At 53.5% G+C, this 24709-nt stretch carries 20 protein-coding genes; 1 reads left to right on the top strand and 19 read right to left on the bottom strand.

Annotation, left to right across the window (positions count from 1 at the left end):
- Positions 1-24: 24 nt before the first annotated feature.
- The 3 genes from F6R98_RS02260 to F6R98_RS02250 all read right to left on the bottom strand — a co-directional run bounded on the left by F6R98_RS02260 (position 25) and on the right by F6R98_RS02250 (position 2073).
- Positions 25-858, bottom strand: a complete 834-nt coding sequence (locus F6R98_RS02260) for a methylated-DNA--[protein]-cysteine S-methyltransferase (RefSeq protein ID WP_153247573.1) — start codon at positions 856-858, stop codon at positions 25-27.
- Positions 859-883: 25 nt separating this feature from the next.
- Complete coding sequence (locus F6R98_RS02255; RefSeq protein WP_228125047.1) at positions 884-1489, bottom strand: flavin reductase family protein; 606 nt, start codon at positions 1487-1489, stop codon at positions 884-886.
- A 152-nt stretch (positions 1490-1641) separates the two neighbouring features.
- Positions 1642-2073, bottom strand: coding sequence for a GFA family protein (locus F6R98_RS02250; protein ID WP_153247572.1), 432 nt, complete (start codon positions 2071-2073; stop codon positions 1642-1644).
- A 244-nt stretch (positions 2074-2317) separates the two neighbouring features.
- Here F6R98_RS02250 and F6R98_RS02245 point away from each other — a divergent pair, with 244 nt between their 5' ends.
- Positions 2318-3514: a hypothetical protein gene (locus F6R98_RS02245; protein ID WP_228125046.1), complete on the top strand. Its 1197-nt coding sequence runs from the start codon at positions 2318-2320 to the stop codon at positions 3512-3514.
- Positions 3515-3591: 77 nt separating this feature from the next.
- On the opposite strand, the gene F6R98_RS02240 is transcribed toward F6R98_RS02245, so the two are convergent.
- The 16 genes from F6R98_RS02240 to F6R98_RS02165 form a co-directional block, all read right to left on the bottom strand.
- Positions 3592-4704: a polysaccharide deacetylase family protein gene (locus tag F6R98_RS02240; protein ID WP_153247571.1), complete on the bottom strand. Its 1113-nt coding sequence runs from the start codon at positions 4702-4704 to the stop codon at positions 3592-3594.
- Positions 4705-4858: 154 nt separating this feature from the next.
- Positions 4859-8662 carry a type VI secretion protein IcmF/TssM N-terminal domain-containing protein gene (locus F6R98_RS02235; protein ID WP_153247570.1) on the bottom strand — a complete coding sequence of 1268 codons (3804 nt, stop codon included), beginning with the start codon at positions 8660-8662 and terminating at the stop codon, positions 4859-4861.
- A gap of 3 nt (positions 8663-8665) precedes the next feature.
- The gene (locus F6R98_RS02230) at positions 8666-9352 is read right to left on the bottom strand and encodes a DotU family type IV/VI secretion system protein (protein WP_153247569.1); all 687 of its coding nucleotides are present in this window, start codon (positions 9350-9352) and stop codon (positions 8666-8668) included.
- A 6-nt stretch (positions 9353-9358) separates the two neighbouring features.
- Positions 9359-10735 (bottom strand): type VI secretion system baseplate subunit TssK, encoded by a 1377-nt coding sequence (gene tssK / locus F6R98_RS02225; RefSeq protein ID WP_194270098.1) that lies wholly within the window; start codon positions 10733-10735, stop codon positions 9359-9361.
- Positions 10736-10915: 180 nt separating this feature from the next.
- A complete protein-coding gene (locus F6R98_RS02220) occupies positions 10916-11623 on the bottom strand; it encodes a type VI secretion lipoprotein TssJ (RefSeq protein ID WP_153247567.1) in 708 nt (235 codons plus the stop codon).
- Positions 11602-12390 carry a hypothetical protein gene (locus tag F6R98_RS02215; RefSeq protein WP_153247566.1) on the bottom strand — a complete coding sequence of 263 codons (789 nt, stop codon included), beginning with the start codon at positions 12388-12390 and terminating at the stop codon, positions 11602-11604. Before F6R98_RS02215 ends, F6R98_RS02220 begins: the two co-directional genes overlap by 22 nt.
- Positions 12391-12406: 16 nt before the next feature.
- Complete coding sequence (locus F6R98_RS02210; protein ID WP_153247565.1) at positions 12407-13087, bottom strand: DUF3540 domain-containing protein; 681 nt, start codon at positions 13085-13087, stop codon at positions 12407-12409.
- Positions 13088-13101: 14 nt separating this feature from the next.
- A complete protein-coding gene (locus F6R98_RS02205) occupies positions 13102-14214 on the bottom strand; it encodes a pentapeptide repeat-containing protein (protein ID WP_153247564.1) in 1113 nt (370 codons plus the stop codon).
- Between the two features lie 83 nt (positions 14215-14297).
- A complete protein-coding gene (locus F6R98_RS02200) occupies positions 14298-14699 on the bottom strand; it encodes a DUF4150 domain-containing protein (protein WP_153247563.1) in 402 nt (133 codons plus the stop codon).
- Between the two features lie 2 nt (positions 14700-14701).
- Positions 14702-16099: a pentapeptide repeat-containing protein gene (locus F6R98_RS02195; protein ID WP_153247562.1), complete on the bottom strand. Its 1398-nt coding sequence runs from the start codon at positions 16097-16099 to the stop codon at positions 14702-14704.
- Positions 16100-16113: 14 nt separating this feature from the next.
- On the bottom strand, positions 16114-16521 hold the full coding sequence (locus F6R98_RS02190) for a DUF4150 domain-containing protein (RefSeq protein ID WP_153247561.1): 408 nt from the start codon (positions 16519-16521) through the stop codon (positions 16114-16116).
- A 2-nt stretch (positions 16522-16523) separates the two neighbouring features.
- Positions 16524-17918, bottom strand: coding sequence for a pentapeptide repeat-containing protein (locus tag F6R98_RS02185; protein WP_153247560.1), 1395 nt, complete (start codon positions 17916-17918; stop codon positions 16524-16526).
- 14 nt (positions 17919-17932) lie between these two features.
- Positions 17933-19768, bottom strand: a complete 1836-nt coding sequence (locus F6R98_RS02180) for a DUF2169 family type VI secretion system accessory protein (protein ID WP_153247559.1) — start codon at positions 19766-19768, stop codon at positions 17933-17935.
- Between the two features lie 160 nt (positions 19769-19928).
- Complete coding sequence (locus F6R98_RS02175) at positions 19929-20306, bottom strand: DUF4156 domain-containing protein (RefSeq protein ID WP_194270097.1); 378 nt, start codon at positions 20304-20306, stop codon at positions 19929-19931.
- 113 nt (positions 20307-20419) lie between these two features.
- Positions 20420-22948 carry a type VI secretion system Vgr family protein gene (locus F6R98_RS02170; RefSeq protein WP_153247557.1) on the bottom strand — a complete coding sequence of 843 codons (2529 nt, stop codon included), beginning with the start codon at positions 22946-22948 and terminating at the stop codon, positions 20420-20422.
- Between the two features lie 111 nt (positions 22949-23059).
- Positions 23060-24421: a (Fe-S)-binding protein gene (locus F6R98_RS02165; RefSeq protein ID WP_153247556.1), complete on the bottom strand. Its 1362-nt coding sequence runs from the start codon at positions 24419-24421 to the stop codon at positions 23060-23062.
- Positions 24422-24709 lie beyond the last annotated feature (288 nt).

Here is a 24709-nt window from a genome sequence, read left to right as displayed (position 1 = left end):
GCAAACGCTACGTTATGGATCGGCTTATTCATACCTTGCCGATTCCCATGCATGGATTGCCTGTTTACGGGTTTCGCCCCAGTGATACCCGCCAAGCTTACCGCTTTGCTGAATTACCCGGTGGCAGGGAATCAAAATCGCGACAGGGTTTGCGCCTAGCGCCTGCCCCACGGCCCTTGCCGAATTGGGATGGCCGATTGCAGTTGCCACATGAGAATAGCTTGTAACAGTGGCTGGCGCTATCTGCAGCAACGCCTTCCATACACTGACCTGAAAGTTCGTTCCTGATACATGCAGGGAGATGGGAACCTGTCGATTCAACTCAATCTGCCCGCCAAACATGGCATGGATAACAGCAAGCGTTTGTTGTTGACTTTCGAGTACCTCCGCACACGGCCACATCTTCAGCAAATCGGCAAGACGGTACTCAACCGCAGCTCCATCCAGAAACGAAAAGTTGCAGACACCTTTCGGAGTGACGGCAATGAAGGCCTCTCCGAAAGGAGTGTCATGCACACCATACCCGATGGTCAAACCTGCGCCTCGCGCTTTGTATTCTCCGGGAGTAACTGCCTCCAAATGGACGAAATGGTCATACAAACGCGAACCGCTGCTCAATCCCAGGGAATCGGAAACCTCGAGCAGAGGTTTCGCCTCGGCCAGCAACTGCTTGGCGCGCTCCAGCGTAAGAACCTGCAGAAATCTTTTGGGAGTAACCCCGGCCCAGCGGCAGAATAGGCGCTGGAAATAAAAAGGGCTCAGATGCAAGTGATCCGCAATTTCTTTCAGCGTCGGCTGGCTATCGACTCTGCTGCGGATGAAATCGATGGCGTCGGCGATGCGGTCATAGTCTGTCATATGCTTATTCCATCGGTCGATTGAATCAAGGGCTCAACCGGGGATGCCGTGCCGATTCCATGTCCGGGCTACGGTACATGGCCTCCGGAATGGTTCCCAACACCGAACCCTGAAACTGTGGACCGAGCCCGTAGAATTGCTGAAAGCTCATGGTCAGCGGTCGCCATTTGTCCGGATCAATACGATCATGTTCTCCGCTCATCATAATCGGCGAGTCCGCATGCACACGTTGAACGCGGGTCTCGATACAGAGAATGATCCCCCGTTGCGCCGGATTGTTCTCGCCCACGCGGTGCGTAGCCGCGACGTTTGCCTCAAGTTGCACAGGACATTCTCGTACGCGCGCGGGCGCTGCCGTTTCCGAAACCATCGGCGTCAGCCCAGCAACCCCGAATTTGTCGGCTTCATGCCGGTAGCCCTTGCCCCGCTTAAACTCCGGAACGGGGTCGGAACCTGTCGTAAGCGCCGGTCGATTTACAGCCTCCACCTCGTTTACGGACGGAAGGTTAAACACCCACTCGCCGGTGCGAATCAAGTTCTGCATGGTTTTGGCGACTGCCGCCAGCCCGAGCAGACAGCGCCACCCCAGCCAGAATACCGAAGATATCGGCGCAAAGATTGCAGCTGCCATCTTCGTTGAGGGTGCTGATCAGGACGACAGGCGCACCAAAGTACAGAATCGGCGGCGCAGCTTAGATGCACAATTGATGCCTCCCATAGTGAGCGTTCGTGCGGACAGGAACCTGTTCCGCTACGAGCAGAGTATGGAGGTTCAAACGCTCATCAGCGACCCGGATCTTGCGCTATGCTTGGATATTCTGCATATCGAGGTAGTTTATCGCCATCGCATGACCATTCTGCGCGCGAGTCCCAGAATATTCTGGCTTGCGGTTTAGTTGGCGCCTCGCAGTCGAGCGAACCGGCAGGAACGACTACCGCGTCGAGCTCGGGAACAAAGCGCGCCACGGCAGCCCCGCAGTTATTGCAAAACTGCCTGGCAAAACGTTTGGCTTTGACTACCTTGTAACGCTTCAGCAGCGACTCGCCCCTGGAAAAAATCAGCTGCGCGCCCGTTATTATCAAATTTGACGCATGTCCAGCGCCGGAAGACTTGCGGCAGCGCGTGCAATGGCAATGGTAAAAGCGCTGCGGTTCGCCGGTCACGGCGTAGCAAACCTCGCCGCACAGGCAGCTTCCGTTTAAAGTAACTTTCATGTATTTCATCTGCATTTAAATCAACCCCGACTTTACCTGATACTCCTGATCACCGCGTTTGAATGCCGGAGATAACAGTGGCAGTGTATTAAATTAGAGTCTTCAGTTGGCATCTTTGCGCTAGCCGCGCTCCGCTTGTTTTGTGGCGCATTTCGCTGCCAAAAATATATTAGAACTGATGAAAACTCAAAAACTAAACGTCTAATATATCGCTGCTCGCATCTGCAACGCATAGAATACTGCCATGGCCTTTGAATTGTATCGCATGGCAGCGCGATTGCTAACGGGATATAGGTTTATCTTCGCCTCTGACCGGGGTGGGACGCCAGGATTTGCAGTAAACCGTACGTTTTCCGCCGGCGCCGCAGTTCGTAGTCTATTTAACACGGAACGAGTACTGGTCTTAGATACCGAGACAGCCGAAGAGATGGAGTCCGGACACTCGACGTACCCTATCGATTATTCCATCTCGCTTGATACGAATGCAATGAGCTATCTCAGGCCCTACATGGCAGGAAAGCGGTTAGCGCCTCTCCCAAAAGATTTTCAAGCGGTTTTTGAGTTCATCGCGCGACCAGAAGTAAATATCGATCCCATCCCATACTTTTCCGAAAATCTACCCACGCTTGTCAACGGCGAAACTGTGGATAAAATTTTCGAGAATCTCAAAGCTTATGAGATATTACGCAATCTGGACGGTGAGTGGCTGAAGAAAAAAGGGGAAGTGCGGTCGACATTGACCGAGCAGGAATTGGTATATAGAGCGCAGCAGCTATTATCCAGGATGTATATGGACATTGGGAATGCTCCACTATTGAAAGAAATATTGTTTCGACATCAATATATGTACGCCTGCCTGATTAAGATGGCTGCGATACAGATCAAGTCGCCTAGCGCTGGCTTAGGTAGGAAAATGGAGGCCTTTTTGGATTTTAGTCATTCCAGGCTTGCAACAATGAATGGACGAGAAACAGCTATTGCTCGTGCATACTTTCAGCGAGGCCAGAAATTAAAGTTTTTTGGAAAAATACAGAAAGGCCGCAGTGATATCCTAGAATTGCTAAGTAACATGGCATGGGATATATGGCATGTCCGCCAGATAGAGCAGTCCCTTGCGTTCATGCCGTCAAAGGGCGCGCGCTACTTCTTCCCTGCATTGCTGACATTCGACCATAAACTCATAGAAGTTATGGACCTTTATCCACTTAAAGCTTGCGCTTTCAAGATCGGAGAAAGTAAACCGATGCCAATCTTCAACGGGAATACATTCGAGTTGATGGTTATCGATGACGATAATCATGTGTCAGCTATTAAGAGGTATTTTTCCGAAGATGCAATCGCGATAAGGGATTCAGTCAGAGAAAGTGTAATGACTAGCTTTTCCGATTTGGTTAAATCCTTGGAAGAAGAACTTATCGCGATAGTTGGTGGCTGCAAATAGGATATCAATCAGCTCAAGAGATATCATCACCAACAACATACAAGCTGATAATGCGGCAGCGTGCTGCCGCCTCTGAGTCATTGGGTACCATCGCCGAATTTTGCGTCAATGTACGCGTTATCACCAGGCCGCAGTTCGAAGCAATCCTTTACCGTCTCAGGCACGCCTTCCTGCAGCAGTTTGCTGACGGTGGTAAACGCAAAGCCTTTGGCGCGCAACGCGGCGACGATACCCGGCAGGGCGGCGGCGGTGCCATGGCCGCGTCCATTGGCGTGAAACACGACGATCGAACCCGCGCGTACATTGTTTATCACTCCGCGGATGAGCGCCGCCGTCGGGATGTGCGGATCGGCGTCGCCGCTGACCACATCCCATTGAATCGCGCCCAACCCAAGTTGATTGACGGCGCGCAAGGATTCCGCGCTGCAGGTTCCGTAGGGAAAACGCAACGTCACAGGCAGCCGGGGAATACGGTTCATCAGTGCTTCCAGACCGGCGTTTTTGGCCTTCAGCGCCAGGTCGTCCCACAACTGCTCGTACTCGGCCTGGGCCCAGACGACCTGATCCATCATCCTCTGCCCGGAAAGCCTGCGCAGGTTGCCGTGTGTCCAGCCATGGTTGCCGACTTCGAAACCCGGATCGGCCATCAATTGCATTGCTCGCTGCGGATGCGAGCGCATCCATTTACCGCCTGCAAAAAAAGTGGCCGGAATATGGTTGTCGCGCAGGTAGTTGACAATGCCGCGGTCGTAGCCGGTGATATCGTCGGCCTGTTCGCACAAATCGAAGGTCAAGGCGACGAGATTCTTGCCGGACGGTAGACGGACGCGGCGAATGGAGTCCATTTGCCGCTCGTCGAGTTGAGGCAGAAGCTGCGTTGCTTCGAGCGAAGCGGGCGGAGCAAAATCGGGTTTATGTAAATAGGTGATTCGCTCTTCGCCGGGATGGCCGCGCAAATCTTCTGCTCCCCATAGGGACAATAAGGAGGTTGTGTCTATCGGGTCAGGCCGAGTCTGCAAAACCTCCCGCGCAACGGGGGGCCGATCGACTGCTCTATTTTCCGGCTCGACAACGCCGCCGAAGGCGGGATTTTGGCATGTTGCCGCTAATACAGCGATAAAGACCGAGATTAAGGACGAGCGGCTCTGCTGGAAAGCTGGATAGCGGGTTGGCTCAGATATCAGGGCCATGCGACACCACCTCCAACAGGCATTAAAAGCCACGCGCGCACCAAACCTTATGCGCCATCAAAGTATACGCTAATTGCGATACTGGATAGACTTTTATCGCTGTCGCGGCATATAAGCGCTACATACGGTTCGATTCATGGTAATCACCGGGATCTCATTCCCGGTAATAATAATAAGTCCTCCAGCGCTTTTTCCTGGGCTTGGGCTTGGGCTTTGCCACCGGCGCTGGCTCGGCTGGCGCTGGCGGCTGCGCGGCTTGCGGCTGATCGAACCCTGACTCTATGCCTGCGAAAAAGCTCGATAACGATTCGGGCTTATACGGTTTGAATTTAGGGTCCCAGCATTGCCCTATCAGACCGGGCAATTTCAGCTCCACGGACCGTATTTCGGTCAACGGCGTCGCCACGGCAGCTTGCTCCCGGCTCGCGCTTGCTGCGCGCGGCGCAGTCGCGACAGGCGACGTATTCATTATGTCCCAGGCGGTCAACACCTCGTTGCTGCCGGTGATTTTGTAATACACTGATATGTTTTTTACGCCTATTGCGCGCAAACGATCCGCCTGGCCTGGAAACTCGCTTGCCCGGAATACATGATGACCGTCTCTGAAATCCTTCAGAAACTGAGGGAATCCGTCGGCTCCGAACCAGAATTTCTGCACGGTAAAACCATCGAAGCGGATTTGCAGATCGACATCCCTGCAAGTGGTGGGATTCCATGTGAACTGCGCAGTGGCGTCGGTATTGAGCACCGACAACACCTGCCGCTGCGGGCTGCATTGCAAGGTCAGCACCGTACCAAACGAACCCTCCCTGGCATCGGGATCGACATTGACCGGTTGGCCCTCGATACCGACGCTGATCGATGTCGCTTTGGTTTTCTCGAGCGCCAGCATTTTAGCTTTTTCTACCTCCGATTGGCCTTTTTCAAGCTCATCGTTTCTTTTACGGGTCACGATATGCTCGACCTGCCGGCCCACTGCGGAATTCAGGAATGGTATGAAGTCCGCGCTCCAGGGTACGGAATAGCTGTAAGTCTCTATCGGTCTGAAAATCTGCGCGCCTCTGATGAGATAAGGCTTGGCCGGCCCCTCTACAAACGCCCATACCGTGCCCTGCTGGCCGAAAACCAGATCCATCATGCCCTGCATGTCGGTTGAGGTCTGTAGCGGCCACATTACCTTGCTATCCCATTCGTGCTGCAACATGCACGAGGTTTGCTCTTCTATATAATGAGTTATCAAATGCGCGACGCCGCCGGCCAGCGACCACGCCGGATAATAATCGGGCGAGGTTGCGAGCATGGTTTCCTTCAGCGCGGAGAAACGGTCGTAAACTTCATGCAATGCCGAAGTTTTGACGGCTGGATCGACTCCGAAGCCGTGAAATTCAGCTGCCAGTTTGGCGCTGGCTCCTTCGCCGGTCAATGCTTCCGTAGCGACAGCCGTCACCGCCGTGCGATATTTGGCGTATACATCAATGGCTGCTATTTCCCCTTTCAACAATGCCGCTCCGGCGCTGGTTTTGTGCTCCAGGGTTTCGCGCACAGCCTTGCTGCCTACCGTATCCAGTACACTGACCGTATTCGATACGCCGGACAGCAACCCTGTCTGGTCAGCCTGCTCGCGTATCACTTCCAGCCTGCGCAACAGCATCAACCAGTTGGGCGCCTGCGCGTCCGGAATATCCGACAGCTCCTTCAATAGATAAGTAACGCCTCGCCTGGTCGGCGTTTGTCCGGTACCTACCGAGCTCATCAACAAATTCCAGGCGGGCAGACCTTGTATCAGTTCCTGTCCGCGATAGAAATTGAGCGCGAACCCCTCCCACGCGTGTATTCTTTCTGCCTGATACCAGGTATTGAAAGCCTCCCGGCGCTGGTCAAAAAGCGCCTTGTCGTCGAAGTTCTTCCGTATTTCGTCGAGAAACTGGTTGATGGCCACTCTGCCTTGCGATGTATACGGCGCTGAAACAATGACATCCTTATTCATCTTGATCGCTGTAGACCAGAAAGTCGAAAGCGAAAGATCGACCAGGTCGGGTTCTCCATCGGCCCAGGACACCAGCCATTGTAAATTGCTGGAGTAAAGACCTACCTGCTTCAATTCCTGCCTCAATACGTCGATGCGCGCCTGTAAAAATCTACGGTCGTCCGATATGCCCATGATATCGACAAACCCTCGCGCCATTCGACTGCCTTCTTCAGGAGTCACGCCGCTAATCAAGTCCGACAGCACCAGCGGGGATATCTGCGGCATTTTGCGCAGTTCGCTCAAATTTGCGCCATCCATTTTGGCCTCATACAAATTCAGGCGGCGTATCAGATCCTGGGTAAGCATGCCTAATTTGGCGGTAGAATTGTCTTTGATCAGCCCGTCTATCTTTTCGACGATAACAGTGGCCAGACCGTAGGAAACCGATTCGTAAAGCTTGTTCAGGAATTGTTTTTTCAGACGGCTTTCCGCTTCATCGACAGCGCTGTCGAATGCATTGAATCTCCAGCGCCAGTCGCTCGATCGGTCGTCTATCAACTGTATCAGCGGGGACAGATCATCCTCCAACTGTAAATCCTTGTATAAATCGCCGCTGACCGCCACACGCTCAGGCAAAGCGTCTTCATAGGATTGAATCTGGTTACGCGCGGCGATGTAGGAACCTGAAAGCTCGATAATCAGGCCGATCGCACCCGCAATGAGCGCTGACAGCCCCATATTGCGGGTAACGATGCGCCAGTTGCTTTGCAACAACGTAGGTTCGCGCTGGCCGGCATAGGCGGGCAATACCTTGCCAAGGAAATCGCTGAGAAAGATACCGCGATTTTTGCTGTCCTGCGCAGGCTGAGAAACCGACACATGCGCACCCAGATAGTGGGATATCGCACTGCTTTCCTGTATTGCGCTCGAAAAAAACAGACCTCGCAAAAGCAAAGGTTCGTAATAGGCCGTTTTTCCGAATGCGGCATTAACGTAGGTCAATAACGCGGGCTTGAGACGGCTCAATTCTTCCGGAAACAATAAGGTCTCGGCGGACACGCGATCCGGCATGCGTAAGAGACCGATACGCAAATCTCTCAAGCGGTCGAGTATATGATCGAAGGCCTGATCGAAAAAGCTTTGCGGCTCATCCCCGCCGTCATGAATTTGGCCGGACACGCCCATGGCTTGCGCGAGCCCCTGATCGGAAAGATGCGCCGCGAATTGGTGAAATCCATAAACCTGATCCAGTTTGGTCACCAGCACGAAAACAGGAAAGCGGTGGTCGTACAAACGAACCAGTTGCTCCAGCCTTCCGCGTATCACGTGCCCCTCCCGCGTCAATTCGGCCTCATCGCCCTGAATCAGGCGCACTGCGTCCACGGCCAGAACCAGACCGGAAATACCGCCAACGCGCCGGTATTTCGCCAGTTGATCCAGCAGTACGCCCCACTCGGCTCGATCGGCGGGAACATCTTCAGCGCCGATATATCTTCCGGCCGTGTCCATCACCACAGCGCCGTCGAAAAACCACCAGTCCGCATTATCCGTGCGTTCGACGGTCTCGCTTTCGGTCAGGTCGTTCAGCGGCGCAACCAGCCCCGAATGCAGCAACGCCGTCGTTTTGCCGGTGCCTGCGCGACCGATGAGCATGAACCAGGGCAGGGCTTCGACCGGATTTCCACGCAGGCGCAGATTGGAATGCTTCAGCTTGTAAATCGCCTGCCGCCATTTGTCGCGCAAACTGACTCGCACGAGCTGGGGAGCGGATGCGGACACCGCAACCTGCTGCACCACCTTGCTGCGAGAGCGCCAGGCTGAATACACCCGCCATAAAAACTTGCACAGGACAAAAATGGAAATCAGCCCCAAGAAAACACCGATACTGCTCCATAACGGCCATTCCAAAGCCAGCACCAGCACGACGCAGAGTATGAACAGCCCGATAACGGCCAGGATACGCAGTACCCAGAACAGAGCCTTCTTCATGTGTTAACCTGTAAAGGGATGATTCAGGCTGTTGATGGCCTGATCAAGGGAGAAGGAAAACGCAAGATAAACCAGCACGATGATGATAAAAATCAGCGGCACCCAGTAAACCCAAAGCGGCACATTCCCTGCTCTGATGCGATACAGCCAACCTTTCCGCTTCGACAGGGTCGAGCGATCGGAGATATACGCAGCAGGAAACAACAACCCTTTGGATAAATCGATGCTGGTGCCGGAAACTTCGATATAGTTGTTCACCTGTTGGCGAATCAGCGCGTCGCGCTCCGCCTCCATGCCCTTCAGCGCGTATTTTCCCTGAAAGCCAAGCGTCAGGCAGATCAGGAACACTTCGCGTAAATCCAGGTCTCTCGAACTCAGGTTGTCCAGCCGCTCGAAAAACTGAATACCCGCGCGAGTGGTATTGAAGTAGCGCTGTTGAAACATACGCGAAGGCCATAATTCGAACCCTTGCAGACGCGCCCGCATCAGGGTTTCATCTATCCAGGCGCACACGGCAAACAAGGCGTTTTTGCATTCGAGCGTCGGTATGCCCTGCGCTTGCGCCTTGAGCTGCGCGGCATCGAGCGCAACGCTTATCTCAGCGTCAAAAGCATCGACGCCCGCATCCGGATACTGTATAAAAGCCGCAACCCGGGCCATTACCGGCGTGAAATAATCGACCAGTCTCATAACCGTCTATTTCCTGAGTACAATAATTTCCGCTCTGACCGACTCCGGCATGCCCGGCCAGAACAATGCAATATGACCGCTTCTGACAACCCTCTCCCACTCATCGCTTAGCTGTTCTATACGGAAGTAATGCGAATTCGGCCGCCTCGGCATGCCCTGCGGCGCAACCGCCAGACGATCGAGTTCCAACCCCGGCAAGGCGCGCGAAATCAGCAACGGCATTTCTTCCAGAGCCGCCAGTTTCGCGGTGCTGTGAAATTGCTCCAGCATATCGACGGCGTCGGTATCCGCGCGCAATACCAGAAAGAAACGGTTGCGATTTACAAAAATACGCTCGGGCAATACGCCTTGCAAAAAACCATCCCCCGGCTCCAGCTTGACCAGAAACTCCGGACCCACGGATATTTCGTTCAATAATCGCGTAGCGATCTGATGCGCCTGGATTAAACACGCGGCAATATTGCGATGGTCATAAGCCGGAAGCGTCGCTTGCCCCTCATAATCGCCCAGAGTTCCGCACCGATCGGAAAAGGTACTGAGTTCTCCCACCAGCTGTCTCATGAACAGGTAGATGTTTTCAGGATGGGCATGCCCCAGCTCGACGAAATGAAATAGGGCCGGCACCGCGCGGTTCAATGTCTGCAAAGCGTAAAGAAACTCCCGGTGCAGCGCGTCGGACTCCACGCGCTGGGTATCCATCGACAACTTATATTCCGCCAGCTGCAGCACCCTGCCGGCAAGATCGTCGCGTAAATCGCGAACGATGCGCATTATGGCTTCGAGCGCATCGATACGGTATGCAGGCGCGATGAAGCTTTCATCAAGCTTGAAACTCTCGCCCTGGCGCAGCAGGCGTGCGATGGGGAAAACATTCCAGTCGCCAAGATTCTCGATCTCATGCTCCCAGAACAAACGGACCTGATAAGTCAATTGACGTACGGGGGCGCTTTGGGCGTCGCCGTAAAAATCGCGGTATTCGGTGGCGGTGTCTTCGCTCAGAAAACGAGCGTTTTGCGCTTCGCTACGATCAGGGAGCAAAGCATTGCTCCCGTCGCGCTGAAATAAACGCAGCCCCAGGTATACGGTGAACGGCTTTTCGGGGTCGGCCCACGCGCCTTCGAAACTGCGCGATTCGAGGCGGCCGTTACCCGGTACTTCCACATAAGCGCCGTCCTGAAATATTACCCGGCACGACTCTATATCCACGCGCTGGTTGACTACCGCCGCGCGTGAAATATTCAACGCGCCGACTCCCCAGAAATTGGCGGCCAATGCCGAGCGTAACGGATGCAACAGAGACTGAAAATACAGATCGGACAATTGGAAGTGCTGAGGCGCGAGAAACTGCCCCTCGTACCAGTGAACCGCTTTTTTAAATTCCATATTTTTCCCTGAAACCATGCCGCAATTTGTTGGGAGGCGCCGATTGTGCGTTTTTCCCGATAAAGGACGAAGTGCAAATCATTGATATTATAATAACGGGTTAAGAGGATTCGAATAAAACAGCGATTTTGCCGCTCAAATTTTAACCCTAGACGCCCAATGAAAATACAGCACGCTCATTTATTCCCTGATAGGATAAATTCCGGATATCTCTCCAACCGGCATCTGGCCTTCCTGTTCCGTATCGGCCCCCGGCGTTAACGGAACATCGGGATATTCATCGATAGAGGTCAGCGTCGACGAAACGATCTGCTGGCGGCCGAACTGTATCGCGACCCTTACTTGCGCCGGACGCGCCACAAAACCGCTATCCTCTTCCTTCAACTTGAGCGGTATGGAAAAAAACTTGACGTCCTGGGACGCATCGAAATCGTAATAGCCTGCGACTATGCCGAAATGCTTGGTTTTCTGCGCCCGCGCCAGAGTCACCGAAGCGGTTTTTACGCCGGGATTGATCACATAGCGGCTCAGTTGCACGCTCCAAAGCGGCGCTTTACCCTCGTTAATCAATTGTAATAACGCGGCCCGGTCCGTGCTGATACGCGTAAACTCGGCGGGATCGTCCATTTGTATTATCGCCAGCGCTACGGTATGCGCCTCGCCGTCCCAATTGTTCATATCGCCGGACGACGCGACATACAGCTTGATGCCGTCGGCGCGATACGCCCAATCGGCGCTCAGCTTGGCCTGATCCTGCGGGCTCGGCCCAGCGGTCGTACTGCATCCGCAAAGCATCAGGCCGTACCCTATCGACAACAGAAAAAAACGCCAGCACAGGATGTTATTCAGCACCGAACTCCCCAATCTCAAGCCAGCGCGATACGCCATGCATTCGACTCGTCATCATCAGAATAAGGCATCACGATCAGGCTGCGAGGCCAGCCCTGTACTCGCGCGAAATAGGAATCGCCCTTTTCCAGTCTGTTGCGCAAACCCCAGGCCGTGTAGTTGATATCACCCAGCGTCAAGTGCATTTCCTCTACCGGGTATTCCAGAGTCGATCTTTCCGGTAAGGCGCCGGAAGCGCCTACCGCCTGAAAATTGATTTTGGCGTCGCCGCCGTCCTCCACGCCGAAAATCACCCCGTCCAGAGCGCCTTCCGGCACCTGGAATTCGAACCACTGCCCCAGTTTTTCGTTGCCGTAAAAGTCGAGTATATATTCGCGGCTCTGCGGCTTGACCGGCAAACTGGCTGTGGCCACTATCCTGGCCGCCCACGCGCCATCCAGCGACAGCAGAGGCGCCGCTTGCAGCACGGTTGGCAGTCTGCCCGCATCGAAGCCGGCCGGAGCCAACAACAGCACCGAGACCTTCCCTTCCAATCGGGCATTCAGGGTGTAGGCCATTTGCGCCAGGCCATACATCGACTTCGGAGAGTCCAGCGCGGTTTCATCCAGCAGGATCAGCCAGATATCGGCCTGTTCCTTGATAAATTCGTCCCTGAGATCCAGCCAATACAGCGGCGCGTCGAACTGCTCGGGCCAGTAACGCCCCAGTACGGTCAGACCATACTGGTGCAATTTGGCGGCGACCTCGGTCGCCAGCGGTGTTTTGCGATCCAGCGCAGTCAAATAAACTTTCTTTCCGGCAGCCATCACGGTTCCTTCTGGGTCAGGAGAGGTGTACAACCTCTGCGTTGATTTTAACCTGATTCTCGGAAGTCAATAGCGTATCCTTCGAATAGATGGTAACGGTTCCGTCTACAGCCTGATGCAGACTGCCCGCCTGTACGTCCTCAACGCCATCGACCCGGCGCATATAGGATTCCATGCGCTGTATCAAGGTCTGAAATACAGAGGTACAGGTTTCGGATACTACCGAAAGCTGCTTAAAGTTACTGACCATGCGCCGCGACGACCATACCGATTCGTCGGTATGTCCTTCGGCCTGCGTCGCGATTACTTTCAGCGCCTTGCCGACAAAATTCAGCGAACCGTCGGTCAAGGACTCTATTCCTTTTGCCGAAATCAGGGAAATTTTCTCCAGACTGTTCATTTGCAGCGGACGGTCGAACTTCATCACCGCCGCATCAGCCGTATGCCTGCTCAGAACCGCCAGTATCCATGCCTGTCTGCCGGAAAGATCATCGACAAATCCCCACAGTACCTGATCGCCGGGTACCGGCTCGATCACGCAGCTGAAAGCCTTGCGCGCGATAAAAACATTGCCGTCTCGATCCACCAACTGCAGCGCTGCCTCATCCGTAGATCCGGACTCAACGACCCAGCCCATTTCAAACGCGCTTTCAGCCGGCGTAGTCAGATTCTGTATTTTTCTCTGTGCATTTTTCATGAGTATTGTTTCTCTCAGAGTGTCCAATTTTCGGCTTTCAGCCGGTCTTCATCATCGCCTGACCACGATACCACATCCGCTACATCGGTAATGGCGCTTTTGTTTTTAACCCCGTGCAGTTTGGTGCGAAATAAATGGGTGCCGTTAAAATCAGCTTGTTCCACCTGCAAATGCGCCAGATCGCAGTCGCTTAGATCCGCATTTTTGAACAGGGTGCGTGTCGCCCTGGCTTTTTCGAAACTGGACATGGGGCTGGACATGCCGATCATGCGCGTGTCGGTCAGATCGGCTCCGGCGAAGGATGCGATCGAAAAGCGGCAATCACTGAAATCGGCTTCGCTCAAATCCGCCTGCATAAATACCACAGCCTCGCCGCTTGCGCCATTGAAACGCGCGGCGTTCAATTTACCGCCCATAAAGCTGGAAAAACCCAGTTTGGCGTTTTCGAAATTGCAGTTGGAAAAATCGCTGCCGCCCGCCTGCACGCCAAAAAACTCGCAATTGGCAAAATTCTGCCCCGGCAAGCTGCAGTCGCGCAACAAAACCTTATGCAGGCGCGCCTGATGCAGTTGAACCCCGGTCATCACGCATTTCATGAACACTGCACGCTCCAAGTTGGCTTTTGATAATTCGGCGCGTTCAAGTCCGCATTCGGTCACAACGATATGCTCCAGGTTCAACGCCTGCCAGTTAATTCCGTTCATTTCGCATAGCGTGAACACGCCACGCTTAACCTGGGCATCCTTGAAATCGGCGTCGTTGAGTTTGCACTTGGTCCACACGCTGCGGCGCATATCGGCTCCGCTGAAATCCGCCCCGGAAACATCGGTGCCTGTCGCGATAAATTCGCTCATATCGGCTCCGGCGAAGCGCGCGCCTGCGGCTTTGAAATTGCTCCAGATCATCTTGTGCAAGTTACAGCCGGAGAAATCGGCGTTCGCCAGCTCGCAATCCTTGAATGAAGTTCCGATCACCCGCGAGTTCGAAAAATTCGCGCCGCTCAGATTGCAACGTGCAAATATCACGCCCGCCAAATCCGTATTCGATAAATCCATCCCGCCAAGATCCTTGTCTTCGACATAATCGCCTTGATCGGCGATAGCCCTTATTTCTTCCAGTGTCATCATTACATACCCCCTGGGAACGCCGATTACTCAGAATCAGCGAATTTAAACTTTAAATCGAATTTTTAGCCAGCAGAATGCTCTGGTTACAATGCCGACACCTTTCTTTGCGTTGGTACCAAGCTGACGCCAGGGCAGTTCCCGACCATACCATTTTGGGCGGTGACACTGGTCACGCGCATCGCCGGAAACCCCTGGATCAGTACTTTCGGCGCGCCCACCTTGAAGGTGGTCGGTCCTTTGATCATATTCGACATCATGCCCAACAAAACGCCCGGCTCATCGCCGGAGCTGCCTAGAATCCTTGTCATCTGATGTACCGACGGTATCATATCGAGCAGCATCTTTCTGCCGGTCGATGCGGGATTGGCCGCTGTGCAACTCGATATGTTGGGATAGGGCGTCGGAACCGGTCCGGCAGGCGTAGGCGTCCTGCATACATCCGGCCCACCCAGATTTTTACCGCCTGATGAACTCAATAAAAACATGGTCAACTCTCCTGGGAATGAACGGGCTTGGCGGCTTCCCGCCGCTGCCGCTCTGTAAGATTGGAACTGGCTGTAAACGCGGCATCCAGCCGCGTCGCAACAAATTGGGCCTGATAAAATTCGGTCGCATAAAAACAGCCGGCTGAGAGGTCGCTGCTTTTGAACTGCGTTTTGCGCAACGAGCCCTGCATCAGGTTGACGCGACTGAAATTGGCATGCTCCGCCCGGGACTTACTGATCCATGCGCCGACGCCGCGCGCCTGCTGCCAGTCCGCTCCGCTCAGGTTTACTTTTTCCAGCAGTGAGTTGTCGAAAACAGCCTTGCGGGCAGTCATTCCTTGCGCTGAAATATCGCGCAGACTGCTTCCGGTTAAATCGGCTTCGTCGAAACAACTGTTATCGATTATGGTCGCAGGGTCGCCCGCAATCAAATTAGGCAGCGACGCTCCGCGCGCTTTGAGCGCGCTGGCATCGGATTCCCAAAAAATCACGGAAGCGCCCTGACTCTTTTCGAGACAGGAGCCGGAGAAGTTGCTACGGTTGAGGAACGCATCATCCCACAACGCGCCGGTCAAGTCGCACTGTTGCGCCTGGCTTTCTATTAATACCAAATGCGCCAGATCCGCAAATCGAAAACTGGCGGCATTGAGTTCCGATTCATTAAAAATAGACGACCGCAGCTGCGCCTCGTTGAAATTTGCCTCATTGAAACAGCATGTTAGTATATTCATACTGGCCGCAGCGGCCTTGACAAAACAGGCTTGAGTCGCTTGTGTCTGATTCATCCATAAGCTATCGGTCAAATTGGCTTCAGTAAAATCCGCAGCGCTGACATCGGCAGCATCGAACAACGCACCCTGCAACTGAGCGCCTGCCAAACGCGCACCTTTCAGATTAGTGCGCACAAAATGCACCTCGTTGAACAAGCCGCCGGATAAATCCATATCCGACAAATCCAGACCGGTAAAATTAAAGCCTTCCATGGACTCGCTCGCCGCATGCATCGCCGCCACTTTTTCGCGCGTCATCTCTTTTAGAAATGGATGGTACTGCCCCAAATCCAGGCCGGCCTCTTGCGGTTCTTCCGCTTTCATCGCCGCCGCATCCCGCATCAACGCTTCCAGTTGCAGCTTGCTTTCCGCAATATTTTTACGCAGTTTCGCCAGTTCCGCCTCCGGGATTTGCGCCCTGACATCCTCCGGCAATTCTTGCAGCATCTTGTCCATGTCCGGCAGATCAACCGGCACCCCATCAGCTTTTCGCGCTTGCAGCGAATTGGCGTACTCGGCCGCCAGATCTGGCGGCTCTAGGCCTTCCGGCATATTCAGATTCAACTCGGCCTGTGCTTCCGCCAGTTTTTCATGCACGAGTTCCTGCAGGATTTTTTCCATCTCGTCCATCGCGGGGCTCTTCGTTACATCCCTATCACGGTCAGCTGGGTTGGCGTCAGCGTGGTGCCGGGACAGTTTTCCGCCAGTCCATTCTGCCCGGTTACGCTCAACAAGGTTTGCGCAGGGAACCCTTCGATCAATACATTCGGAATACCGGTCATGAACTCACTCGGCCCCATGATCAAATGAGAAACTACGCCCAACAGAACACCGGCATCGTCACCCTGGCTCATCAAGGGTTCCGACATCAAATGCACCGATGGCATAAAATCCAGCAGCATGTTGTCGCCGGTGGAAGCCGGATCGCACATCGTGCACATGGAAATATTTGGATAGGGTATTGGAGCCGGCGCAGGCCCGACCATGGTCAGACACACATCCGGGAACCCCAGGTTCATACCTCCGGCAATACTGGTCAACGGTCCTGGCATCGTTAGTTCTCCTGTTGTTCTGCGCGTTTGGCTGCGTCCAGACGCTGCCGCGCGTTAAGACTGGAAAGCCCGGTAAATGCGGCATCCAGCCGGGTTTCGACAAATTTGGCCTGATAAAACTCGGTTGAGTAAAAACAGCCGGAAGAAAGATCGCTTTTTGTAATCTGCGACTTGCGTAAAGAGCCTTGCATCAGGTTGATATTCCCCAGGTTGACGTTTTCCAGCTTGCATTTGGTTATACGCGCTTTCGCACCGCGCGCGCCGTTCCAATCGGAACCGCTCAGATCGACTTTTTCCAAAATACTGCGATCGAAAACCGCTTTACGCGCCGACACGCCTTGCCACGAAATTCCGCGCTGGCTGGCGCGCGACAAATCGGCTTCGTCGAAACAACTGCCGTCAAACGCGGTTTCCTCGCCGCCGGCAATAAATCCGTGCAAACTTGCTCCGCGTGCTTTCAGCGAGCGCGCATCAGACGACCAGATCACCGCATGGCGCGCCTGACTGTTTTCCAGACAGGAACCGGCAATGCTGCCTTGATTGATAAAAGTCTTGCTCCACGCCGCACCGGTTAAATCGCATTTCTGCGCCTGCGTTTTGATCAGCACCAGGCTTTTCATGCGGGCAGAGCGAAAGCTCGATTCATCCAGCGTGGATTCGTTAAAAAACGCGGATTCCAATTCGGCCTCGTCGAAATTGGTCCTGGCAAACCGGCATTTCAATACCTTGATGCTTTTGGCGTGCGCCTTGACAAAAGACGCCTGCTGCGCTTGCGATTCATGCAGCCACAAGCTGTTTTCCAGGTTTGCGCCGCCAAAATCCGCTGCGGTGGCGTCCACTGCATCGAAACGCGCTTTTTCAAACTGCCCGCCGTTCAAACGGCTACCCTTCAAGTTGGTACGGACGAAGTGCGCTTCCTTGAACAAACCGCCCGACAAATCCATATCCGACAAATCCAGATCGGTAAAATTACAGCCTTGCATGGATGCGCCCGACGCATGCAGTTCGGCCACCTTCTCGCGCGTCATCTTTTTCAGAAACGGATGATATTGCCCCAAATCCAGCTCGCCGCCGGGCATCTGCGCCTGCAGTTCTTCAGCCTGCTTCCTCAAGGCTTCCATCTGCGGTTTACTGTCCGCAGCCAGCTTGCGCAACCCGGCCAGTTTTTCTTCGGGAATTTTGGCCCTGAATTCTTCCGGCACGCGTTGCAGCATGGCGTCGATATCCGGCGGAGACGGTATTTCCGGATTTTTTGTACGGGCCTCAAGCGATTTTGCGAACTCAGCGGACAGATCGGGTGCCTCCGCGCCCGGAGGCGCGTTCCGCGCCAGACCGGCCTGGGCGGCGGCCAGCTTTTCTTTCATTACTTCAGTTAAAAGTTTCTCTAGATCTTTCACCGTGCCCTCCTTCGTCAGAATTCCAAATCCTTGGTCATTTTTTCGGTCATTTCGATGAACTGATCGAGTATTCTATCCTTATCCGCATTGGCCTTTATAATCTGCGCCAGACCGTCACGCACCTGCTGCAAACCGGAGTCGATCGACTCAAGCTGCTGCTCCAGCATCAGCCGGTCCAGCTTGCCTTCCGCGCCGGGCTTCGACAGGGCTTCCGCCTGCTTGTCCAGCAGTTGCTGCCGTTGATCAAGCAGATCGCGCTCGGTTTTCGCCAGCGATTCGGACGGGCGCATCGGTATATTGCCGCCGGGCAGCGGATTCTCGACACTATCCAGCATCATCTGACGAGGATCGTTCGCCGCCCCCAGTTTCGCTTCGAGCCCGGCCAGTTCAGCAGCCGCTTTTTCGTGCATCTCAGGATTGGTTTCCCTGAGCTTTTCGAGCTGTTCACGCACTGCGTCCATCGGGCTCCCGTGTGTATCCGTCTTGCTCATTTCGGCTAACATTTTAGCCTTCTGCACATCGGCATCCTTGAGCGCCTGTATAGCCGTTTCGCGCGCCTGCATCGATTTACGCAACGCGGCTATGTGCTCCGCCGCGCCAAAGCCCGGCTCGGCCAGCAGACCGTCGATCTTGGCTTGCGTTTCCAAATTTTCCACGCGCAGCGTTTCCGGCGTCATCTCGGGCATCGTCACCGGAGCGTCGATATCGATATCGCTTTTCATTTTGCGCAATTTGTCCGGCAGCGCCTTGAGATCCGCAGCCGCCGATTTCAGCGTATCGTCAAGATCGGGCACCAACGGCGACAAATCGAATGGGACCTGACGCTTCAGGCGCCGGTTGAGTTCCTCCTGCCACTCATCCAGCGACCTGGGCTGTGCATTGAACGCTTCGGTTACGGTAAACAGCATTTCTACATCGTCGCCGTCGTCATCGCTGATAGGGAATAAACCGCGCGCCAACATCAAGCCGCGTTCATGCTCCGGCCATAGCCAGACGGTATCGATGCTCAGCGGCGCTTCGACGAACATCAGATTATCCCCCTGGTGTTGGCGAATGAAAGCGCGATGGCGGTGCAGAGGCAAGCGGCTGATCAACTCGGACTGGGCCGGGTGCATGTGATGTATGCGTATCGGATCACCCGGAGCAAAAAAACCTTGCGTCAAACGCTGATCAGGGGCAGCGCAGTTGAAATAACTCTGATCGAAATCGTCCGGATAATGCGGCCAGCGCTGCTCCACCCAAGCCTGATCATAAGTACCCAGGTTGCGGTAACGGCGCGGGTCGACAAAATCCAGCATGCCGAAGCAGGCCGGCTCAGGCCGGTCTTCCGCAGAGCGGATAAAATGGCTGGTTTCAACGTTGGGCAGCGGCCAGTAATCGAACGGCGGCTTCGGTTTCAACCCTCTGCCCAGCACGTTCATGGCATAGCCTTCACCGCCGTAGGCCTGCTCCCAACCAAGCGGCATATTGACGAAGGGCTTGGGTTCGGAAATTCTCAGCGGCGATTCGACACCGGCCGGCAGCCATTCCCGCTCGCCAAAGACATAGAGTTTCTTGCTCGCGTTACCGACCTGGATGCTGACTTCAGAAGAACTGATCGGCACGCCGCCCGCCGCCCAGCATTGACCGTGCGCCAGAAACTCTCCGACCGGCTTGGGGCTGGCTGCGTCGACCAATGCATCCTTTCCCAAGGTTTCCGCCGCCAGTTTCCACATATCTATTTCGGTGCCGATCTTTTCCGGCTCATCCAGATGGAAAAAACTGCCTACCGCCACCGACAGAAACAGCCCGCCGCGCAAACCTACCGGGCGGAGAAACAATACATGCGTTAATTCTTTAATGGTTTTCATGGCTACCTGTCAACTCGGATCTCACACGCTCAACCGCGCCCAGCCGCTTCTCAGTGCGAAGCCGCCGGTGCGGAATTGTACTGGATGCACATTACAACACAGCGTACCGCTGCTATGCTTGAAATCATACTTCAAAACGGAAAACCCGCCTTCACCCGGATCATTTTTTTTTACACCTGTAAGCAATGCCCGTGTAAATTCCATCGGCTTGTTCCGCACCTGCGGCCTGACCGGCACGAGGCCTCACCACCTGTATCGTATCGGCGCCCAGCTTGGCCGCGGCAGCCTTCATCTCATTACGCGCATCGGCCTCGCGTTCGGCGTCGCCGGTCCACCAGACCCACGAACTACCCCGCTCGCCGGTCACCTCGCCCAGATAATCGCAGCCAACCTGATAGTCGCAGCCGGCCCGATCAATGGGTACGATTCTGACGCTATCGGGTTTTATTACGCTTTCGGCAACGGGAGCAAGCGGCGTCGAAGAGCAGGCCGACAGCAACATAGCGCTCAATAGCACGCACCGGTTTCTTATTATCATAAAACTCCCGACACAACGATCGATTACTCGTCTACGCAAAAAGACCCGGCAGATCAACATACCGCCCTATCGCAGCGCCGAGCCGATCAACATATATTCGACTACCAACGCGATCACTTGAAAATTTTGTTTCCGCTTTCTACCGAAACCGAAGCTTTTTTCACCTCTGATTTAATATCGCTCATTAAAGTTTTCATTTCTTGTTTTAGGGCTTTGAGAATGGTTACTTGTGCGTTGTATGTTTCTTTAGTTATATCGCCGGAATCTAGCGCGAGTTTAAATTTTGAATGTCTTGTCTCCACCTGCGTCAATTCGCTCTTCACTTTCTCCATCCTCACCCCCAAGACTTCGTCTTTAGCGGTTACGCACTTATCTACCTTAACGCCTACAGTGGAAGATTTAACACCGGTCACCACTTCATTCTTATTTCCGACTATATTCTCGCCCTTACTGCCTACCACATACTCGGATTTGGCTCCCGCCATCAGTTCTTTTTTCCATCCCAGACCGATTTCCTGCTTGTACAAGCCCCAAATATCGACTCTACCCCCGGCAAAAACACTCGTTGCAATGCCTGCTGTAACTGAGTTTGTCATCGCCAGGGAAATGCTGTTTGTTTGCGCCATTGAAAACTTAAAGCTGAACCCTGTCGTAGTCGTACTCCAGGACCCGCCACAAAACTCAACAGTATCAGACTTACTGGTAGTTTTAACTTTTCCTGTGGCGGTAATGCTTACATCGCCGGTTTCTGACTCAATAGAAATTTTATTTTTTGCCTTTATTGATATCGTATCTCCCGCTTTGACATTGATTTTTTTATCAGCATCAAGCGCAATATTATCCTCGGTATACGCGAATAAACCATTCGCGTCGGATACTTTTGTTTCCGGCAATGGCCGCGGCAATTTTTCTTCTTTCTCATTGGTTCCCGCCCAGTCCTTATAGGACAAGGCATTCTTCTCCCCAAACCGAATCATGGTTTTTGCAGTGGGAGAATGAATCAATAACCCTTGTTTATCCTTGGTATCCTCCATGCCGATAAAGTTATTACCGGCAGTCTTAATCATAGCCTGGTTTTGATTATGCTTGGTCACCAAGGCATTTTGATATGCATTAGGCACCGCCTGCAATATGACCGGGCTATCCGGATTACCGTCAATAAATGTCAGCAAAACCTGGACCCCCTTATGCAGCGGAAAGTATATGCCATAGGCTTCCCCGGCGTAAATACTGGCGCGGCGTATCCAGTCTGAACCGAGCAAGGGATCGTAGTTTTTCAAGGTATAAGGTATTTTCACCTTGTACTTTCCGTCCTTGTTCAGTTCGGCGTACTCGCCATTTTTGGTTTGGTCATCAGTATAGGTACTGCCGTCAATAAAGGCTTTCATTGTGCCGGCAATTTTCGGCCATGGATGGTTCATTTCAGATCGGAACTGAACCTCGTGTGGTATGGCAGTAAACTCGGCCTGATAAAAAAAATCTTTGGTGGTGATTGCAGACTGCGGCAATGCCATCTCCGCCAACTCATATAAGCGCGACCCCGCCAGCCCTGAAATCCAGGCTATGGGCTGCGAACCGCAGTGCTTAACATGCGTTAACAGATAATCCCCCTCAAGTTTTTTATGTCCTTTCACTTTTACCTTATAGCCGCAGCGCAGACCGGTAGCCAGGCTATTGCCACGATATTGCCTCTCTTTACAGCGAATGGCTTGAGCGCGCAAATCAGCGATGGCCTCGGCTTCTTTTTCACTTCCCACATGCCCTATATAATGATAAATATCACCGATACCTTGGGCGTCGATTTGTTTTTCAACGTAAGTCGGGCTTGGATTCTTGGTTGCTATGTTTATGGCACTTTCATAGTTATAGCCTTCAATCCTCAGTATTTTAGGCAGCGGCCTGGTTTTAAGAATAAGGCTTGTCAAATAATTCGCGTCAGTAGGCTGGCTTATATTCTCCGGTTGATATGTCAGGCTCCAGCCTAAATATTGATTACGCGTATGTACATCGCTAAATACTACTTTCTCCGACATTTTAGGGGTATCGGTTGTTTCATACCACCAATAAATACCCAGGCGCTGCGCCCACCTGGTTATAAAATCAAGGTTCGTCTCCTTGTATTGGCAGATAAAAGGCAGCTTCGAATCACCTTCACCAGGAGCGCTTGTGCGTAAGTCAACAGCATAATCATTCGTAGTAAGACCGGGACCTATTCCTCCATCGCTCCCAATTTCATCGCTCTTATTCATAAGAGTTTCAAAAATTTGTTTCCTTGTTTTTTGCAAATAAACCTCGGAGCGATAAAAGGTCTCCAGCGTCCATAACTTTGGCACTAAAACAGCTTTATAGAAAGTCCCACCCGCTATTTGCTCCAGTTGCTCGAATTCCTGCACCAGCCCTATGTAGCTAACCGGTTTTTTTCCGCTCACACCGTCGCTCAAAACAAACGTCGCACCGAGACCGACCACCTCTTTTACTTTAATATCGTCATTCTTGGAAACCAGCAGCAACTCGAAGCGGTATAATGTAGAAATAGCTTCTTCTCCGCTAAAACCTACTACTTCAAATGCCTTAACACCGTTCTTCGACTCATAATTAACCGCAGTAAAGTCAAAATACCGCTTTTCGTTTGACGGACTCATCACAAACGCCTCTTAAATATAGTTATTTTCCAAAAAAGCAGGCTTATCTCTCCATATCTTGAAGCCGACAGCAAACCGATGGCCTATTCTTACAGGATCAATATGACAATTTCAAGAAATCAGCGCATCGCGCAACAGTTGCGCGACATGCAGCCCTTCGCGCCGGACACCAAGGCGAATCTGGTGTCTGCAGGAAAAGCCGTTCGCTACCACCAGCGCTTCCGGCGCGGCGCGTAACGCCGGCAACAACGATTGCTCGGCCATAGCCTGTGCGGTTTCCGCATGCTCTGCCTCCAACCCGAAACTTCCGGCCATGCCGCAACAGGAAGATTCGATCAGTTCGAAACGGAAACCGGGAATCAGCTTCAATACTTTGCGCATCGATTTCATGGCACCTACCGCTTTCTGGTGACAATGTCCGTGTACCAACGTAAAATTGCATGCATCGCCTAACGGCTTAAATGTCGCGTTAAAGGTTTTGGCGGTAGACTCCCGACCAATAAACTCCTCGAACAATAACGCCGACCGCGCCACTTCGAGCGCGTCGTCCCCCAACCCTAAAAAGCGGTATTCGTCGCGCAGGCTCAGCAAACAGGACGGCTCCAGGCCGACTATCGTGCGGCCCGCGCGCGCATGGGGGAGCAACGCCGCCAGCACTCTTTCCGCCTCCGCGCGCGCCGCGTCGACCATGCCCTGAGCCAGCCAGGTTCGGCCGCAGCACAAGGGGCGCTCCGGCTCGCTCGCATTTTTCGCGGGCTGGGCGAAGATAACGCTATAGCCCGCCGCTTCCAGCACCGTTTGAGCGGCGACTGCGATATCGGGATCGAAATAGCGGGTAAAAGTATCTACAAACAGCACCACTTCCCGCTCCTGCGCCCCGATTCCGGCCGTTTGCTCTGTTTCAGCGGCTGAAAACGGAAGCCGGGCCGGTTCCGGAAGCCGCCGCTCCGCGCTGATGCCCAGCCAGCGCTCACCCCACTTTGCCGACCAGACCAAGCGGTTACGCAACGAAATCCAGGCCTTAACCCAAGGATAACGATGCAGAATATGCGGCAACCCGGCAAACAGGCGCGAACGCAGCGAAACGCCGGCCACAGTCTGGCGTTGCGCCATATATTCCAGCTTTATCATCGCCATATCGACTTCGTTCTCGCATTCGCGTTTACAACCCTTGCAGCCGACGCAAAGCGTCATGGCTTCGGCCAGCGCCGGATCGTCGAATGCGGCCGCACCCAACTCGCCGTTCAACGCCGCTTTCAACAAACGCACACGGCCCCCGGTTGAATGCTCCGGCATCCCACTCACGCGAAAACTGGGACACATCACCATTTTAGGGTTATTGCTTTCACAAGCCCGACTGTTGATACAGACAGCCACCGCTTTCGCGAAGTTCCCTCCGGTTTTCGGAATATCGGCATAGGCATCTCCCATGCCGGCATCCTGATAGGACGACCAATCGAGCAAAGTTTTCATGATTTGAAACCTTATGGATTAAAACCAGTTCTGTTGCAAAACGGCTGCCAACGGCATCAACCAAGATACCTGCATTTACTCAGACCCGCCTGAACCTCTGTTGAAAAACATGCTCAGAAGAGTTGGACGGCCGGATACTCAATAGCGATCACTCAGTCACAACGGCTCAATTGTCGCATACACGACAAACAAGCCTGACACTGTACGCTAAATACTGCATTTTGACATGACAAAACGGCCCAAACCCGGACCGCTGCGCGTCCAAACAGACTGTAGACAACGGTTTTA

The organism is Candidatus Methylospira mobilis (assembly GCF_009498235.1).
GTDB lineage: Bacteria > Pseudomonadota > Gammaproteobacteria > Methylococcales > Methylococcaceae > Methylospira > Methylospira mobilis.
The sequence above is the reverse complement of the archived record's forward strand: the minus strand, read 5'-3'. Positions and strand labels throughout refer to the sequence as shown.

Coding starts and splice junctions, on each gene's coding strand:
- F6R98_RS02220 (WP_153247567.1), bottom strand. CDS start 11,623: ATGGCGTATCGCGCTGGCTTGAGATTGGGGAGTTCGGTGCTGAATAAC.
- F6R98_RS02235 (WP_153247570.1), bottom strand. CDS start 8,662: ATGAAGAAGGCTCTGTTCTGGGTACTGCGTATCCTGGCCGTTATCGGG.
- F6R98_RS02190 (WP_153247561.1), bottom strand. CDS start 16,521: ATGCCAGGACCGTTGACCAGTATTGCCGGAGGTATGAACCTGGGGTTC.
- tssK (WP_194270098.1), bottom strand. CDS start 10,735: ATGGAATTTAAAAAAGCGGTTCACTGGTACGAGGGGCAGTTTCTCGCG.
- F6R98_RS02255 (WP_228125047.1), bottom strand. CDS start 1,489: ATGGCAGCTGCAATCTTTGCGCCGATATCTTCGGTATTCTGGCTGGGG.
- F6R98_RS02170 (WP_153247557.1), bottom strand. CDS start 22,948: ATGAGTCCGTCAAACGAAAAGCGGTATTTTGACTTTACTGCGGTTAAT.
- F6R98_RS02165 (WP_153247556.1), bottom strand. CDS start 24,421: ATGAAAACTTTGCTCGATTGGTCGTCCTATCAGGATGCCGGCATGGGA.
- F6R98_RS02245 (WP_228125046.1), top strand. CDS start 2,318: ATGGCCTTTGAATTGTATCGCATGGCAGCGCGATTGCTAACGGGATAT.
- F6R98_RS02240 (WP_153247571.1), bottom strand. CDS start 4,704: ATGGCCCTGATATCTGAGCCAACCCGCTATCCAGCTTTCCAGCAGAGC.
- F6R98_RS02230 (WP_153247569.1), bottom strand. CDS start 9,352: ATGAGACTGGTCGATTATTTCACGCCGGTAATGGCCCGGGTTGCGGCT.
- F6R98_RS02205 (WP_153247564.1), bottom strand. CDS start 14,214: ATGATGACACTGGAAGAAATAAGGGCTATCGCCGATCAAGGCGATTAT.
- F6R98_RS02180 (WP_153247559.1), bottom strand. CDS start 19,768: ATGAAAACCATTAAAGAATTAACGCATGTATTGTTTCTCCGCCCGGTA.
- F6R98_RS02260 (WP_153247573.1), bottom strand. CDS start 858: ATGACAGACTATGACCGCATCGCCGACGCCATCGATTTCATCCGCAGC.
- F6R98_RS02195 (WP_153247562.1), bottom strand. CDS start 16,099: ATGGACGAGATGGAAAAAATCCTGCAGGAACTCGTGCATGAAAAACTG.
- F6R98_RS02210 (WP_153247565.1), bottom strand. CDS start 13,087: ATGAAAAATGCACAGAGAAAAATACAGAATCTGACTACGCCGGCTGAA.
- F6R98_RS02175 (WP_194270097.1), bottom strand. CDS start 20,306: ATGATAATAAGAAACCGGTGCGTGCTATTGAGCGCTATGTTGCTGTCG.
- F6R98_RS02215 (WP_153247566.1), bottom strand. CDS start 12,390: ATGGCTGCCGGAAAGAAAGTTTATTTGACTGCGCTGGATCGCAAAACA.
- F6R98_RS02200 (WP_153247563.1), bottom strand. CDS start 14,699: ATGTTTTTATTGAGTTCATCAGGCGGTAAAAATCTGGGTGGGCCGGAT.
- F6R98_RS02250 (WP_153247572.1), bottom strand. CDS start 2,073: ATGAAAGTTACTTTAAACGGAAGCTGCCTGTGCGGCGAGGTTTGCTAC.